The 15,542-nt window shown below is 61.6% G+C and carries 14 protein-coding genes; 5 read left to right on the forward strand and 9 right to left on the reverse strand.

The window, feature by feature from the left end; genetic code table 11:
• Position 1: 1 nt before the first annotated feature.
• The 7 genes from ACFTSA_RS15670 to ACFTSA_RS15700 form a co-directional block, all read right to left on the reverse strand.
• The gene (locus ACFTSA_RS15670) at positions 2-469 is read right to left on the reverse strand and encodes an Lrp/AsnC family transcriptional regulator (protein WP_377923011.1); all 468 of its coding nucleotides are present in this window, start codon (positions 467-469) and stop codon (positions 2-4) included.
• A 451-nt stretch (positions 470-920) separates the two neighbouring features.
• Positions 921-2,306: an aspartate ammonia-lyase gene (locus ACFTSA_RS15675; RefSeq protein WP_377952438.1), complete on the reverse strand. Its 1,386-nt coding sequence runs from the start codon at positions 2,304-2,306 to the stop codon at positions 921-923.
• A complete protein-coding gene (locus ACFTSA_RS15680; protein WP_377952439.1) occupies positions 2,303-3,718 on the reverse strand; it encodes an aldehyde dehydrogenase family protein in 1,416 nt (471 codons plus the stop codon). The genes ACFTSA_RS15675 and ACFTSA_RS15680 overlap by 4 nt, the downstream gene beginning before the upstream one ends.
• Entirely contained in the window at positions 3,711-4,757 is a 1,047-nt protein-coding gene (locus tag ACFTSA_RS15685; protein ID WP_377952441.1) for a homoserine dehydrogenase, read from the reverse strand. Before ACFTSA_RS15685 ends, ACFTSA_RS15680 begins: the two co-directional genes overlap by 8 nt.
• 90 nt (positions 4,758-4,847) lie before the next feature.
• Positions 4,848-5,591 carry an amino acid ABC transporter ATP-binding protein gene (locus ACFTSA_RS15690; RefSeq protein WP_377952442.1) on the reverse strand — a complete coding sequence of 248 codons (744 nt, stop codon included), beginning with the start codon at positions 5,589-5,591 and terminating at the stop codon, positions 4,848-4,850.
• The gene (locus ACFTSA_RS15695) at positions 5,588-6,700 is read right to left on the reverse strand and encodes an amino acid ABC transporter permease (RefSeq protein WP_377952443.1); all 1,113 of its coding nucleotides are present in this window, start codon (positions 6,698-6,700) and stop codon (positions 5,588-5,590) included. Before ACFTSA_RS15695 ends, ACFTSA_RS15690 begins: the two co-directional genes overlap by 4 nt.
• Complete coding sequence (locus tag ACFTSA_RS15700; RefSeq protein WP_377952444.1) at positions 6,697-7,557, reverse strand: ABC transporter substrate-binding protein; 861 nt, start codon at positions 7,555-7,557, stop codon at positions 6,697-6,699. Before ACFTSA_RS15700 ends, ACFTSA_RS15695 begins: the two co-directional genes overlap by 4 nt.
• 319 nt (positions 7,558-7,876) lie before the next feature.
• On the opposite strand from ACFTSA_RS15700, the gene ACFTSA_RS15705 reads away from it, so the two are divergent.
• The 4 genes from ACFTSA_RS15705 (at position 7,877) to ACFTSA_RS15720 (ending at position 11,678) form a co-directional block, all read left to right on the forward strand.
• Entirely contained in the window at positions 7,877-8,812 is a 936-nt protein-coding gene (locus tag ACFTSA_RS15705; RefSeq protein ID WP_377952526.1) for a helix-turn-helix domain-containing protein, read from the forward strand.
• 17 nt (positions 8,813-8,829) lie between these two features.
• Entirely contained in the window at positions 8,830-9,723 is an 894-nt protein-coding gene (pdxS, locus tag ACFTSA_RS15710; RefSeq protein ID WP_377952445.1) for a pyridoxal 5'-phosphate synthase lyase subunit PdxS, read from the forward strand.
• 347 nt (positions 9,724-10,070) lie between these two features.
• Entirely contained in the window at positions 10,071-11,324 is a 1,254-nt protein-coding gene (locus tag ACFTSA_RS15715) for a trans-sulfuration enzyme family protein (protein ID WP_377952447.1), read from the forward strand.
• 123 nt (positions 11,325-11,447) lie between these two features.
• Positions 11,448-11,678: a hypothetical protein gene (locus ACFTSA_RS15720; protein ID WP_377952448.1), complete on the forward strand. Its 231-nt coding sequence runs from the start codon at positions 11,448-11,450 to the stop codon at positions 11,676-11,678.
• A gap of 339 nt (positions 11,679-12,017) precedes the next feature.
• Here the strand turns inward: ACFTSA_RS15720 and ACFTSA_RS15725 are convergent, their stop codons facing one another.
• Complete coding sequence (locus ACFTSA_RS15725; RefSeq protein WP_377922852.1) at positions 12,018-12,479, reverse strand: GIY-YIG nuclease family protein; 462 nt, start codon at positions 12,477-12,479, stop codon at positions 12,018-12,020.
• 1,372 nt (positions 12,480-13,851) lie between these two features.
• On the opposite strand from ACFTSA_RS15725, the gene ACFTSA_RS15730 reads away from it, so the two are divergent.
• A complete protein-coding gene (locus tag ACFTSA_RS15730) occupies positions 13,852-14,286 on the forward strand; it encodes a hypothetical protein (RefSeq protein WP_377952450.1) in 435 nt (144 codons plus the stop codon).
• A 340-nt stretch (positions 14,287-14,626) separates the two neighbouring features.
• Here the strand turns inward: ACFTSA_RS15730 and ACFTSA_RS15735 are convergent, their stop codons facing one another.
• On the reverse strand, positions 14,627-15,532 hold the full coding sequence (locus ACFTSA_RS15735; protein ID WP_377952451.1) for a DNA/RNA non-specific endonuclease: 906 nt from the start codon (positions 15,530-15,532) through the stop codon (positions 14,627-14,629).
• Positions 15,533-15,542: the final 10 nt, after the last annotated feature.

A 15,542-nucleotide genomic window follows, 5' to 3' on the forward strand; every position in this document is an offset into this window, starting at 1 on the left:
ATCACTGATGTTCCTGCGTGACAGGGCTCGGCCGCGTAAGAAGGACGGTGCTAGTGGCGCCGTGGACGGACAGCACGGCAGTTTGTGCCTGGAGCGAAGCGACGATTTCAGCTAGTCGGAGGGAGTTGGTCAGTTGCACCCGGAGGAGCAGCGAGCTGTCCTGGTCATCGATCTCCGCGGTCAGGATCTCCGGGATGAAGTCAAGGCTCCGAAGGAGATCAGCACCGCTTCGGGTCGGGTCCCGGATCACTCTGATCAAGCCGGAAACGGGACGGTTCGTTGGGTCAGGATAGGTCCGCACGATCGTGTAGCCTCCGATGTGACCGTCCGTCTCCAGCTCCACTATTCGCGCTGCGCACTCGGCGCCGCTGGTTCCTACACGGCTGGCGATGGCTTCGACGGTGAGGCGGGAGTCAAGTTCGAGGCTGCGAAGAATTGCCCTGTCAGTCTGATCCAGCGGACTGGGCACCCTTGTCACTCCCCTGCTCGCTGCACGTAGTCAGCAGAAGAGGAGTCGCAGTCTCCCATTCGCATTGTTCCTGTGTTTCTCCGAACTGGACCCTGGGATCGAGTTCCACGGTGTAGTCGTAACCGGACCGGCGAGTCATGAGGATGCCACGATCTCCAAGTTGGAGGGCCATTTCGATAAGTACGTTCACACTCGAATCAAGTTTGCGTTGTAGTTCTTGCCTCCCGGTTGCCTTTATATCGATGCGGTTCTTCGTGTCGGTAGCCACCTATGCTCCTGACTCTCAATGGCGGATGATGTTTGGGTTTCTAGCGCGTGCACCGCGGGGTGTTAGGGGCGGCAGAGGCTCAAGGACACAGCACTGGCTACAAGCGCCTCAGGACGTCGTCGCCCTGATGAGGTGTGTCGACTCGCTCGTCCCGGGGACGGGTGAAGTCGACGACGGACTCGACTAAAGCTGGAGAAGGGATTCTGCCTGGCCTGCTTCGAGAAGGCCGTCTGAGACAGCGATGTCGGACACGCTCCTGCCCGTGTCAAGGGCACGGCGAGCTAAATCGGCCGTCATCTCGTAGCCGAGGACGGGGAGGAAGGCAGTCGCTTGGGCAGTGGACGTGCGGGCCATCTGTCGGAGCTGGGCCTCGTTAGCCTGAATGCCGCTGACACAGAATTCTCGAAGTGCGCCGCATCCGTTGGCCAGCCACTCTACCGACTGCAGCAGAACGTGGGCGATGGCCGGCTCGAATGCGTTGAGCTGGAGCTGCCCGTTCTCAGCCGCCATGGTCACCGTTAGATCGGCACCCGCGACATGGTAGGCGATCTGGTTGACGACTTCCGGGATAACTGGGTTGACCTTGCCAGGCATGATGGATGACCCTGCCTGCCGTGCCGGCAGAGAGATCTCCGATAATCCTGCCTGCGGCCCGCTTGAAAGCAGCCGCAGGTCACTGGAAATCTTGGAGAGCTTCACCGCGGTCCGCTTGAGTGCACCGGAGAACGTCATGAAGGCCCCCGTGTCCCAGGTAGCCTCTATCAGATCCGTTGCTCGTACCAGGCGCATCCCGCTCGATTCCGACAGCGCCTCGACGACGTTGGCCGCGTAATCCGGGTGCGCCGTGATGCCAGTTCCTATGGCTGTAGCACCCAGGCTGCACTCCCTCAAGAGGGAGGATGCCTCCTCCAGTCGAAGGATGTCTTCCCCGACCGTGACCGAAAACGCGGTGAATTCCTGTCCGAGGGTCATCGGAACAGCATCCTGCAGTTGCGTCCGCCCGATTTTAGGTATCGAAGCGAATTCCCCACCCTTCTCCGCGAAAGCTTCCCCCAAAGCTTCGAGCTGCTCCTGTAACCCCTCCAGCGCAAAGAGCAACGCCAGACGTACAGCGGTGGGGTAAACGTCGTTGGTCGACTGGCATTTGTTGACGTGACCGATCGGGTCCACTTTGTCATAGTCACCAGGTTTATGGCCAAGTTGTACCAGAGCGAGGTTGGCGATGACTTCGTTGGCGTTCATGTTCGTCGACGTGCCTGCTCCCCCTTGTACGACGTCCACGAGGAAGGCGTCGTCGGCACCGCCGCGTGCAACGATGTCACAGGCAGCTGCGACCGCCCTGCCCACATCCGCCGGAATCAGGCCGAGGCTGGCGTTGGTTTGCGCTGCTGCCTTCTTAACGTGGGCAAGGGCGCGAACAAGCTGCCTGTGCCGGCCAAGCGGTATGCCGCTAATCGCGAAGTTTTGAAGGGCCCTTTCGGTGTGTATTCCCCACAAAGCGCCCTTGGGGACGGGCAGCCGGCCGAGGCTGTCCTGTTCCTGTCGAAAGCCGGGGACCGCTTCGCTCATGAGTTGATCGCCACGACTTTCGGCTGAGTCATCTCCTCATAGGCGAACCGAACTCCTTCTCGGCCCATGCTGCCGTACTTCGAGCCGCCAAAGGGCATCGCATCAAAGCGGTAGTCGGATGAGTCGTTGATCATGACACCCCCGGCGTCGATAGCTTTCGCGGTACGGAGGGCGCGGTCGAGGTCCTTGGTGAACAGACCTGCCTGGAGGGCGTAGTCGCAATCGTTGGCCATCCGAATCGCTTCTTCCGTTGTCTCGAAGGATTCCAGGAGAACGATCGGGGCAAAAACCTCTTCACCCCATGCTGCACACTCGTGCGGCACATCGGTGAGGACCGTGGGGGTCAGGACCGGGCCGTGAAGCGTTCCACCGGCGAGCACGCTGGCGCCCTTGGAGACTGCCTCGTCGATCTTTCGCTTGGCGGTCGCGGCGGCGGCGGCGCTGATCATAGGCCCGACATCTGTACTTTCATCCGTCGGGGCACCCACATTGAGTGCCTTGGTCGCGGCGACGAAGGCAGCGCGGAACTTTTCGTAGACAGGGTGCTGAACCAATATTCTCTGAGTGCCGATGCAGTTCTGCCCGGCGGCCCAGTAGGAGCCCGACACGCACGCTTCGACAGCCTTCTCAAGGTCAGCGTCGTCAAAGACGATGACCGGTGAATTCCCTCCGAGTTCCATGGCCAAACGCTTGATTCCAGCTGTGGCGGCAATGGCTTTGCCAGTCTGGAATCCTCCCGTGAACGAGACCATCCGCACCAGTGGCGAGGACACAATGGCCTGGCCAACGTCCGGTTCACCCAGGACAACAGTGATGATGTCTGCCGGCAGGCCGGCCTCGGTAAGCAGGTCGACCAGGCGCAAGGCTGTCAGCGGCGTCAGTGGGGAGGGCTTCAAAATTATGGAGTTTCCACCCGCGATGGCTGGGCCGAGCTTATGCGCCACGAGGTTCAGGGCATCGTTGTACGGGGTGATTGCCGCGATCAGTCCCAATGGCTCCCGCGTGAACCAGCCCTGCCTGTTCTCCGATCCGGCGAAGGCATCGAAGGGCACGACCTCGCCGGCGCTTCGCCGGGCCTCTGCTGCGGAGAGTCGCAAAGTGTTGACGGCGCGCGCCACCTCCTTGCGGGCCTGCCGGATGGTCTTGCCTGCTTCGGCCACGATGAGGCCGGAGACCTCGTCCCCCGCGCGCTCCAGGAGCCCGGCCGCGGTATCCAGAATGCGACCGCGTTCGTGCCGCGGCAGGGAAGCCGCCGTCTTGGCACCGGCTGCGGCGCGCTCGATCTCGATCAGCGCGTCAGAGGGAGTGCACTGGTTGAGAGTGGCCATCAGCGCTCCCGTGTACTTGTCGTAGACGGCAAGCTCGGGGGCGATGGTCGTGGGGGCTGCTGCCTCGAGAACCTGATCAGGCACGGATGCTTCCCTTCTCGAAGGAGTCGACGGCGACGATGTCCGAGACGAGAGCGTACGCCGTCTCGATGCGCCCGGCGCCGGGGCCTGAGACAGTCACCGACCCGAGCAGATCGGTATCGAAGGATACTGCGTTGGTTGCCCCTGAAATACCGGCCAAAGGATGCGAGGCGGGAAGGCTCACGGGGCCGACAGAAGCGGCAACGCTGCCATCCGCCTCACGGACTGCCTGGCCGATGAGCTTCCACCGCTTGCCGTCGCCTAGGGCTCGCACGACGTCATCGGGGGTGATGCCTTGGATGCCGGTGGTTGTGACGTCCTGCGGTGTGATGTCTGCGCCCAGCAGTTCATTGGCCAGGATTGCCACTTTCAAACGAACATCGGAGCCTTCGATGTCGGCGGTCGGATCCGCTTCTGCATACCCGAGAGCCTGCGCGTCGGCAACCGCCTGATCCAGGGACAAACCAGTCTCCATCTGGCCCAGGACGTAATTGCTGGTGCCGTTCAGGATGCCTTGGACCCCTTCTATCTGGAGACCTGCGAACATCTTCTTGGCCAGCCGAAGGACGGGCGTGCCGCTCATGACCGACCCTTCGTATTCGAACCTAACCCCGTTCTCTTCGGCCAAGCGCGTTAGCTCTATGCCGTGCAGGGCCACCGGTCCCTTGTTCGTTGTCACGACATGCTTGCCGGACTCCAGAGCCCAGCGCACGTGGGAGACCGCAGGCTCGCCGGTGGTTGGGTTTGTGAAGGTCGCCTCGACAACAATGTCAGCGGGACTGCTCTTGATGACCTCTTGGTTGCGGGGATCCTTGCTGCCACCCGGCAGCCCCTCGAAGGTGGCGCCTCGGGGCATGGCCAGCACCGCGGCGATGTCGATGCCGTCGGCCTGCACCAGGGAACCAAAGGCGAGGTCGGTGATGGCCACGATCTTCAGCTGGAAGCCGAGCGATTCGAAGCGGTCAGGGTCGTCCCTGACGAGTTCGGCAAGGGCCCTGTTCACTCCGCCAAAGCCAACGAGTGCGAGGTTGTAGGTAGTCATAAATTCTCCTAGGAAAAGTTCGAGCGATGTTCTGTCTGGTCAGTCATGACACTGGTGTGTACTTGGCGGGGGCGCCTTGCCCGTAGGCCTCTACAGCCGTCCCGCCTTGACGATTTGGCGAAGGAATTCCCGAGTTCGTGGTTCGACGGGGTCTTCGAACAGCTGAGATGGTGGTCCCTGCTCCAGTAGCCGGCCTTGCTCAAGGAAGACGACCAGGTCGGAGACCTCCTTGGCGAACTGCATCTCGTGGGTCGCGAGGATCATGGTCATGCCGTCGGCGGCGAGTTCACGCACGATGTTGAGCACCTCGGCGACGAGTTCGGGATCCAGCGCCGAAGTGATCTCGTCCAGAAGGACGACTTGCGGATCCATCGCCAGGGCTCGGACGATCGCGACACGCTGCTGCTGTCCCCCTGAGAGTTGATCGGGATAGAAGTCGGCCCGGTGCGCGAGGTTCACCCGCTCCAGCAGGGCCTGAGCGCGTTCCCGGGCCGCTTCCGGCCGGTCGCCACGGAGCCGTATAGGCCCGAAGGTGATGTTCTCCTTCACGGTCATGTGGGGGAAGAGGTTGTAGGACTGGAAGACCATGCCGATCTTGCGTCGTAGACGGTTTACATTCACGCCTGGGCCGCTTACAAGGTCCCCGCCGAGCATTATCTGGCCACGGTCGATCGGCTCCAGTGCGTTGATGCAACGGAGCAGTGTCGACTTTCCGGAGCCTGAGGCCCCGATGAGGGTGACCACCTGGTGCTTGGCGATGGACAGATCTATGCCTTGTAGCACGGCGTGGTCGCCATAGTGCTTTTCGAGTCCGATGACGTCGATGAGACTCACTTTTTTGCCCCCGATCGGCGAGCAGCTCCGCGCGCCAGCATCCAGTCGACGAATCGTGTCTGCGGGATCGTGATTACCACGAACAAGGCCGCGACGACGGTGACGGATGAGAGGTTGAAGCTGCTTGATGCGTAGAACTTTGCCTGGTTGAACGCGTCCATGGTCCCGATGATGTTCACTAGGGAGGTGTCTTTCTGGAGCGCGATGAACATTGTCAGAAGAGGAGGAATAACAGCGCGTACAGCCTGCGGGAGGACCACGAACAGCAGGGTCTGGGCATAGGAGAACCCGAGTGACCTCGTGGCCGACCATTGGGACGGATGCACAGACTCAATCCCGGAACGGTAGACCTCAGCAACATAGGCGCTATAGGTCAACGACAAGGCCGTCACGGCGAACCATTCGGCGGGCAGCTCGCTGAGCACCGGGATGTTGACCAGCGGCAAGCCGAAGCCCACCAGGTAGAGCACGATAATGGCCGGCACTGCCCGCATCACGTCGATGTAGGCGATGGCCAATGCCCGGATGGGTTTACCGCCTTTTCCGGGAATCATGCGGGCCACACCCAATGCCAGGCCCGCCACGAGGACAATGGCCTCGGCTGCCACGGCAATCCAGACGTTGAGGCCGAAGGACTTCATCACGTCCGTGGCGCTATCTCTGACTGCGCCCCAGTTGAAGAAAGTCTGCTGGATGCTCGCGTCATTCATTGTCATGAGCAGAACGAGGCCGAGAACGATCGACAGGGATAGTCCCAAACCCAGGGCCACGAAGGCGTCCTGTCGGGCGTTTGCGGCGCTGGCACGTGACTGCGGTATTTGCCCGGTACGTAGTTCCTTCGCTGACTGGAGCGATCGGCGAAGAGACCTGGCCGCGATCCACAGGATGGCGGCGGCAATGGCAATGCCCGCGGTGCTGAGGAGGAGGCCGGCACTGTGAGCGACGCCAGTTCCGGCGCCGGCGTTCGAGGCCGCACCGCCGACCGCTGCAACAGCCAACATCAGCCCCAGGGATGAGATGACTGCCAGCACGGCAAGGGTCAGGCTCTTCGGTGGCGGGGACATCGGCGACGCCGTGTCGAAGACGCGTTTGGGTACCGTGAAGGTCATTTGACGCTCCAGAACGGGATGCTCTTCGGGTCTTCGCCGAACATGGGCTTCAAGTAGGTACGAGAAAGGTCATCGAGCGTTCCGTCCTTCTCCATGGCGGCTACCGCCTGGTCTACAGGAGCAGTATTCACGGAGCCCAAAGGCGTCACGATGCCGTAGCTCTGATCGAGTGAGTACTGCCCGGCCACCACGAATCTCCTGCCAGTGTCCTTCGTCAGGGTCAACGCCAGGGTGGTATCAGTGATGAACGCATCGATCTGTCCGGCCCTCAGCGCCGTGAGCATGTCGGTCTGGTTTTGGAAAAAGGATGGCGGCGTGCTGGGCTTGAAGACCTTTGCTACCCATTGACCCCCTGCGTTGCCCTGGACAGCCCCGATTTTCGCGTTGTGAATGTTCTCTTCAGTCACTCCACCATCGGCTCTGGTGACGACGCCGAGGTTGGACGAAAAGTACGGGCGTGAAAAGTTGAAGACGTTTTGGCGCTCGTCTGTCACCGTGACCGACGCCATCGCGATGTCGTAGTCGGTTGCCCTGCCGGAGATGAACTGGTCCCAGGCGAGATTCTTCACTTTCACCTGTGAAAGCCCGGCCCGGTGGGCGATGTCCGCAGCCATGCAGTATTCGAATCCGTCCTTGACGGTGTCGGGGCTGGTTCCGTTCCACCACCCGGGATTGGGCAGAACGGTCGCGACGACCAACGTGTCACTCTGCACAGGGTGTAGCGAGATTGTGCCTGTGTCCCCCTTGAGCGCGCAATTGCCAAACGCGGCTGCACTCGATGGCGGTTGCCCGGCACCGCAGCCGGTTGTCAGCAATACTGCCGCTGCAGCAGAGGCAGCCAGGATGGACTTCTTCATTGAGGTACTCCTTGCGAATCGGATAGGTTGTCGGCTGCTCGGCCTTGGCTCGGCAGTCTCATCAAGGAGGGCCGCCCGGAGCGGGTGAAGTCAGATACCGCAGCAGTGGTAGGTGAGCCGACTCACACAGTTCATCTGCTCACGCGGCCGCCGGCAATTGGCTGAATGGCCTATAAACGCAAAAAACGCGCCACTTGGATGAGGTTGGCTCAGAATGATCGGAAAGTGGCACGCGAGGTCATGTTCGGGATGAAATGTCGGTGTCACGATTGCTCATATGCAAAAGAATCCAGCCAATCGGACAGTGGGGGTCGTGCTCATGCCCGACGCGCCGCTGTTCGAAGTCGCCGTACCCTGCGAAATCTTTGGGGCGAAGCGGCCAGACCTTATCTCACCGGCGTACGAGGTCAGTCTCTGCGCGACCGCCGAGAATACGACGGTGGCCTCGGGCTTTGCTGCGGCAGGGGCAGGAACCCTGCAAGACCTGACCAAGGCGGGAACAATTATCGTTCCGGCCTTCGCTGATGTCGATACACCGCCCTCCTCCGAATTGGTGGCGGCTCTCCAGGAGGGCAACGCGAGGGGAGCAAGAATCGTAGGGCTGTGCTCAGGGGCATTCGCCCTGGCGGAAGCAGGACTGCTCAACGGCCGTCGGGCGACCACCCATTGGATGTATGCCGAGAAGCTTGCACGGCGTTATCCGCTGGTGGATGTCGACGCCGCGGTGTTGTACACGGCGGAGGGCAATATTTTCACTTCCGCCGGCACGGCCGCCGCTATTGACCTCTGCCTGGAACTCGTCCGTCGCGATTTAGGCGCCTCCGTGGTGAACGAATTGGCTCGCCGATTAGTCGTTCCACCGCACAGATCAGCTGATCAGGCTCAGTTCGTTCCGGTACCGGTTCCCGAGCCCACCGGTTCCCGGCTGGGACCGACCCTCGAATGGGCGCGCGCCAATCTTCGAGAACGCATCACCCTCGCCGACCTGGCCCATCAAGCGAGCATGAGCAGGAGAACCCTCCTTCGGCGTTTCGAAAGTGAATATGGACTCACGCCAAGCAGGTGGCTTCTCGCTGAACGTGTTCGCAGGGCCCAACACCTGCTGGAAAGCTCGGAAATGTCTATCGAACAGGTCGCAGCCCAAAGCGGTTTCGGCACGGCTACGAGTATGAGGCAAGCCTTCGCCAAACAACTTCACACCTCACCGGCCGCATATCGCGGAACATTCCGGCATACCTACTCCGCAGCATCCTAACTACAGAGAGAGAACGCATGAGCAGCAACGAAGAAATCGGATCCGGTCGCGTCAAACGTGGTCTGGCCGAAATGCTTAGAGGCGGTGTCATTATGGATGTCGTCACCGCAGGCCAGGCGAGGATCGCAGAAGACGCCGGCGCAGTCGCCGTAATGGCGCTCGAACGCGTCCCCGCTGACATCCGTGCTCAAGGCGGCGTAGCCCGGATGAGTGACCCCGACCTCATCGACCAGATTATCGGTGCAGTCTCCATACCGGTAATGGCCAAAGCGCGCATCGGCCATTTCGTGGAAGCACAAATACTTGAGGAACTGGGCGTGGACTACATCGATGAGTCCGAGGTCCTCTCGCCAGCCGACTACGTTCACCACATCGATAAGTCCAAATTCACCGTCCCTTTCGTATGCGGAGCCACAAATCTGGGGGAAGCCCTCCGCCGCATCAACGAAGGAGCGGCAATGATCCGCTCCAAGGGTGAAGCAGGCACCGGTGACGTTTCAGAAGCCACCAAGCACATCCGCAAGATCAAGGCCGAGATCAACGCACTCCGATCCATGTCAAAAGACGAACTGTACGTTGCAGCAAAGGAACTGGCAGCCCCCTACGACCTCGTCGCAGAAGTCGCCAGCACAGGCCAACTCCCTGTTGTGCTCTTTGTCGCCGGCGGTGTCGCGACACCGGCAGACGCCGCGATGATGATGCAACTTGGTGCAGAAGGCGTCTTCGTCGGATCCGGAATCTTCAAGTCCGGCAATCCGGCAGAACGCGCCGCGGCCATCGTCAAAGCCGCAACCTTCCACGACGACCCCAAAGCCCTCGCCGCGGTATCACGAAGTCTGGGAGAGGCCATGGTGGGCATAAACACCTCGGACCTCCCCGCACCCCACCGGCTCGCCGAACGCGGCTGGTAGGCCCTTACAGCGAAAAAATCAGCAGCTGGGCCCGTAGCAAGAAAGGACCCTCCCGCATTCCTGACCCTGCGGCCCACGTGTGCCTCTGTGGCTGGTCCAGCCGCGGAAAAGCGGCCCCACCAAGAGGCAACACGGCCGGCATCTTCCTCCTTTGAAAGGGGAAGATGCCGGCTTTTCTGCGTCCGGGGACTAACCCCGGGGGCATCAATAGAAGCTTGGCGTGCATCTTTCGTATGTCGGCATTCCTGCCACTGGTTGAAGAAGGGACAACACGGTGGACTTGTAACAGCCCTCGCGACGCCCCCTTTCACTAGTCGCTCAGGGCCCATCAGAAAGGAACAAAACGCATGCACGCACCGGATAAGCATCATCCAAACACAGTGGGGACCTCGACCTGGGCCGTTCACGGCGGCAACAAGGTCGACGAAGGGACCGGGGCTATCCGCAAGCCCCTCGTCATGGCAAATTCGTACCTTTTGCCCGAGGACCCTTCCTCTATGAACTGGTCTGATACAAGCGGACCCCTGGTCTACACACGCCATCATGGAGCGAATCAGGAAGCTCTTGAAGAAAAGCTAGCCGCGGCCGAAGGAGGAGAGGCAGCAGCCGTCCTGGCCACTGGAGTCGCAGCCCTTCACGGGTTGTTCTTCACCATTCTCAAGACCGGCGACCACGTAGTCGTTTCCAACGTCATTTACGAAGCCGTCTACCGGCTTTTCGACGAACTCTTGCCTGAGAAGTACGGGATCGAAGCCACCTTCGTCGACGTATCCGACCTCGACGCGGTGCGGGCGGCAATACGCCCCACGACCAAGCTCGTACATGTGGAAACGATCGCCAACCCAACCACGAAGGTTGCGGACATCCGCGCCCTGGCCGACATCGCCCATGCCGCAGGCGCCCTCTTGTCAGTGGACTCCACTTACACCCCGCCACCGGCATACCGGCCCTTGGAGCACGGCGCGGACGTGGTCACCCACTCCCTCACCAAGTACATCAACGGCCACGGCGACGCCATGGGCGGTGTCGTGGTGTCCAGCCACGAGTTGATCGGACGGATCCGGGGTGAGGCCATCGTTGACGTCGGCGGCGTCATTTCCCCCTTCAATGCCTGGCTCATTGTGCGCGGGTCGGTCACCCTGCCGCTGCGCCTCCGACAGCACTATTCCAACGCAGCGAAGGTCGCCGAATTCCTGGCCAACGACCCGCGCATCGCCTACGTGTCCTACCCCGGTCTTGAATCCCACCCAGAGCACGAGCTCGCCCGCCGGCAGTTCGGTGACTTTGGCTTCGGCGGCATGCTCGCCTTCGCTGTGGACGGCGACTCAGACGCGCAGAACAGGTTCGTAAACCACCTCCGGGTGATCACCTCCGCAGTCTCCCTGGGACACGACGAATCCCTCATCGCACACTCAGGGCCCGGTGCACGCGGTGGGGCAGGAGGGTACCCGGAAGAGTTCCAGCGGTACGGGCACCTCCGCCTGTCTGTAGGCCTTGAGGATCCCCGTGATCTCATCGAAGACATTCGATACGCACTGGACTACGTCTTCGGAGAAGCGGAACTGACGACTGTAAGCGGGACCGTGGACAGCACCGTCTAGAACGCCAGAACGAGCGCCAGGAATAGCTCACTAGCGAATTTAGAAAGAGAACCCGGAGCGTCTGACCGACCAAACCGGCAGGCGCTCCGGTTCACCCCCAGAAATGGAACATCGGAGATCAAAATGAAGGGTGAAAAAGTCGAAGATTGGGCTGATTTGCCTGGCCAACACATAGCCATTCGAAAGCTGGGCAGGCTCGTTCGCCTTGGTGAGGTTGAAGACGTAACCGCAACGGGAGACATGTTGTGGCTGCGGCAAGAAGGAATCGAACTCCGCACGCTGTTTCACAAAGCCGAAGGCTTTTCAGCTTGGCTCAACCCCACGGAGGCGGCTCCAGGAACGGCTGGGAAATAAGCCACCGCCCAAGAGTCCGGCCAGCCCGCGCTACTCTGACATCCGCGGTCGGCGGAATGGACTAGCCGTGACGGACCCGTCCTGGATGAACAACTTCTGACCAAGGAACAACTTGACGATCTACTTCGGCCGAGGCATCTGGCCAACTCCCGATTCATCTTCGCGTTCGTCAGTTTTGACACTAATCCTGCCTAAATCCTTCCTGAAGATCGTCGGAATGAACGACAGTAGGTGTCAGCGCGCTGCGAAGGGCACCGCCGATGACCTTGAGGATCGGAGCGACGCTTGCGGCCTGCCCGGCAGGAAGCACGCCTGAACGCTCTACAGGTCGAGGTCATGTCAGTTCAGGTTCATGCCGAACTGCCGCGTGAGGAGAGCCCGCTTGAAGTGGGTTTCGGCTGCATCGACCTGGGCGGCCGGCGCGCTCGGCGAGAAGACCTGCAGGATGCTGAACTGGAAGTGTTGCCGGTGCCGCGCATCGGCGGCAGCCAGCTCCCGGAGTGCGACGTTGCCCCCGTGACCGTTCCTGGCGTACTCGCCCCAGCGGCCCAGAAAGCGTTCGGCGCCGTCAGCCTTCCCCACGTACAGCTTGCCCGTCAGCGTGTCGGCGATGAGGTAGATGCCGTGAACGGAGCTGAGGGCCGTCCGCCATTGCCCGTAGCGGTCGTCAGCAATGACCGCCTGGAGCTCGTCGTAGCTGACCAGGAGGGAGTCGAAGCCAGGGAACGGGACACTGGACGGGTCGGCGATCTCGACCACGGTCATGCTGACCGCCTGGTCTCCCGTCTTGGCCCAGTTCACTGCGTCCTTCGTCCATTCAATGACCAGCCCCGATGGAAGGTTCGCCGCAGCATGTGGCGGTCACGGAAAAGCTGCACCGGTACTGGATGGAGTTCGGATTCCGCGAGGCGGCCGGGGACTACCTCTACTTCGAGGCCGCCCGACCGCAGGAGGCGCACCGCCGCAGGCATTCTCGGAACCAGTTCCTTCCACGAAACTTGGCATGACCTGCCGCGGCAACAGAACTCCCAGCGCACTGTTCGCCGTGGAGCTGGCGCCCGCGCCTATAGTGGAGACTCCGCCGGTCCTACTCCGACTTTCCCTTGGACGGGCATCTGAAATTCCCGTAACGTGGGGACCCGCTGATGTCGGTCATGCGAGAATGCCAGAATAAAATTCGGCTGCATTCCAGGGGGAAGCAATGCTGGTCTTCAACCCGCCGCCCGGTTGGCCAGCAATGCCCCGCGGCTGGGAACCCGGACCAGGATGGACTCCCCCTCCTTCCTGGCCGCGCGCGCCAGCGTGGTGGACGTTTCGAGTGCCGGCTAATTTGAGGATGTCGCCGCTCGATCTGAGCAAAGACGTTCATCTTGGCCCGCCAAGTGAAATCCGTGCTGACGCCGTCCAGGCGGCGGCCCGACAAGCTGCGGACTCAGTAGCTTGGCGGCTGTGTGAGCTGGCTATTGAATCCGCAATCCTGCCTGCTGTGGCCTACCTTCGTTATCAACCACAGGTTGAGGCGGCGCTGAGAGAAGCGCAAACCCGCGTGTACTCTACGCTCATCCATGATGCCGAGGTCTGGACCAATCGGTTTCCTTCAGGCTCAACTGAGCGTGCCGCCGCGTATAGTCTTCTGAGCTTCCTGCGGAAGAGCAGGGATGGGTTCCCCGCAATGGCACGCGCGCGTATACAGGAAGTTCTCGACGCCTCCGGCCCCCAACCGGCAGGTCGCGCTACAACGCCTTCGAGCACGCCGACGGCAGGAGCCGACCGAAGCCAGAGCCGTCACTCTCCCGCCTCGAATTCAATGCCTACGCCTCAAGAATCGCCACCTGACATCCCGCGGCTCATCAGCAAAGCGCGAAATTCGGCCTGGATCAACGGCACGGTATGCCTCACCGCAATTTTCATCGCCGTTACTTCAGTAAGCGCAGCTATGACATATGGCGGCCACTATCTCATAGCCTGGGGCCCGGCGCTGTGGTGCGGCATCCGGTCCTACAGGTCGTTACGGCGGTACACCGCACTGAAGAAGCTCATTCGGCCAACTCCGCTGCGCACGACGCCGCCGACGGCAAGCGCGGCACCAGCTTCAGGAGCACCACGGCAGACACAACGACAGCACACCCGGCGTCAGGCACCCGCGCCCCAACCCGACAACTTACAGCACGTCATGCAGCACTCCGCAAAGTCTTCCCTCGAACCAGCGCTTGGAAGCATTGTCGTCCTCACTGGTGTCGTCGGGCTTGTCATCGCCGGGTACTTCATGGCGTCAGACGCCGACAGCAGCAACCGCGGCACCCCGAAGGCGGTCACCGCCGCCAATTCACCTTCAGCGACGCCCAGAATCAATTTCAATGCGACGGCCGGGAACCCCGAAGAGGCCTGCACGAAATCGGTGAAGGGTTCGCCAAGCTACTCCCTCCGGGCAGGGGCGACATTCACCTACACGCGAAACGTTCTAACCACGAAAACCGGACTGACCCAGTGGTCAATTTCAGGATTCGCGGAAGACTACGCAGGCGCTAAGGCGCACGTGAACTTCAACTGCACTATCGAAAAAACCCAAACCGGAAGCTGGAGCGTCAGCTACACCGTCGCACCTTGATCGGCCTGCCCGTCTGTCTCGCCAAATTCGTCGTTCACGGTATGGCTGTCGGGGCAACCGTCACCAACACCTCACGTACTCAGGTGACTTCGCCTGGCGGTGAAATCACGACGGACTCGACCATAAAGTTGGTCAGCTTGGGTTCCGCATACAAAATGGTGCTCACAGCGCACATCGACCCTGTTTCGTCAGCTTCAGAACTGTCTGCAACGGCAAGCCGGCAATAGCGGTCGCGCCGCGAACCAAGTGTCGAGACCGACGCTGGACACTTGGTTGGCATGCGCGGGCGCAAAGGTACCCAAGCAGCCCGGGGCTGGCGGCATGACATCACCACGTAGGACTACTCCTCCAGGTCGAAGTCCAGGTCGAGGTCTTCGACGTCGCCGAGCTTTCGCCAGGTAGATCCGATCTTGGCGGTGCCGAGGGTCGCGGCGATTGGCATCCGGTCCACAGCGATCAGCTGGTCCAGGTCCAGGCCGGTGAGCTCGGCAATGTCCCGGATGGGTGCTTGAAAGGTGCGGAACGGGCCCAGCGGCGGCGCGTCTTCCATAGCCCCGGGCCGTGGCACGTCGGGCAGCTGGGCCAGTTGCGGGGTTTGGTCCACGACGTAGCCGACGGCGGCCAGCTCGTCTTGGTTGACGAAGGCGGCAACTTTGAAGAAGCGCAGCGGGATGTCCACGCCCCGGTACACCGGATCGACACCGCTGAAGATCGGACCGGTGAACACCACGACGCGGCTGCGGTACTGGGCCGCGTGCTCCTGCAGGTAGGACTCGAGACCCAGCCACAGCTCCATGCCCTGGTTGAACTTGGCCGCCTGCGGGGCGGCGTTGGTGTAGTGGAAGGTGTCCTCGTTTGCCAGCTCGGCCTCGGCGACGGTGTCACCCCAGATGGCGGAGGCACGGCGGACCAGGTGGCCGCGGTCGATGTCGTTCCGGGCGTACACCCGCTCCCCCGTCTGCTGGTCGGCCGGCAGCCGGGGATCCAGCCGCCATTGGATTCCGGCCCTGTCCAGGTCCATGAGTTTCTCGCCGTCCATGCCGAGCCCCGTGACGGCGGCGAGCCGCTTGTCGGGGCGCATGAGCACCGAGAAGTGCGTGTAGGGCAGCAGGACGGTTTTCGCCCGGCGCAGGTCTGGCATGGGCACGTGCTGCCCTAGGAAGTCCTCGTCGAAGCCTTCCCGGCCGGCGTAGGCGTTCGAGGTTGCGGCAGGAATTGGGGTGGGGTCCGTCAGCAGTTCATCCATGGCCGGACAC

The organism is Arthrobacter sp. NPDC057013, assembly GCF_042674585.1.
Lineage (GTDB): Bacteria > Actinomycetota > Actinomycetes > Actinomycetales > Micrococcaceae > Arthrobacter.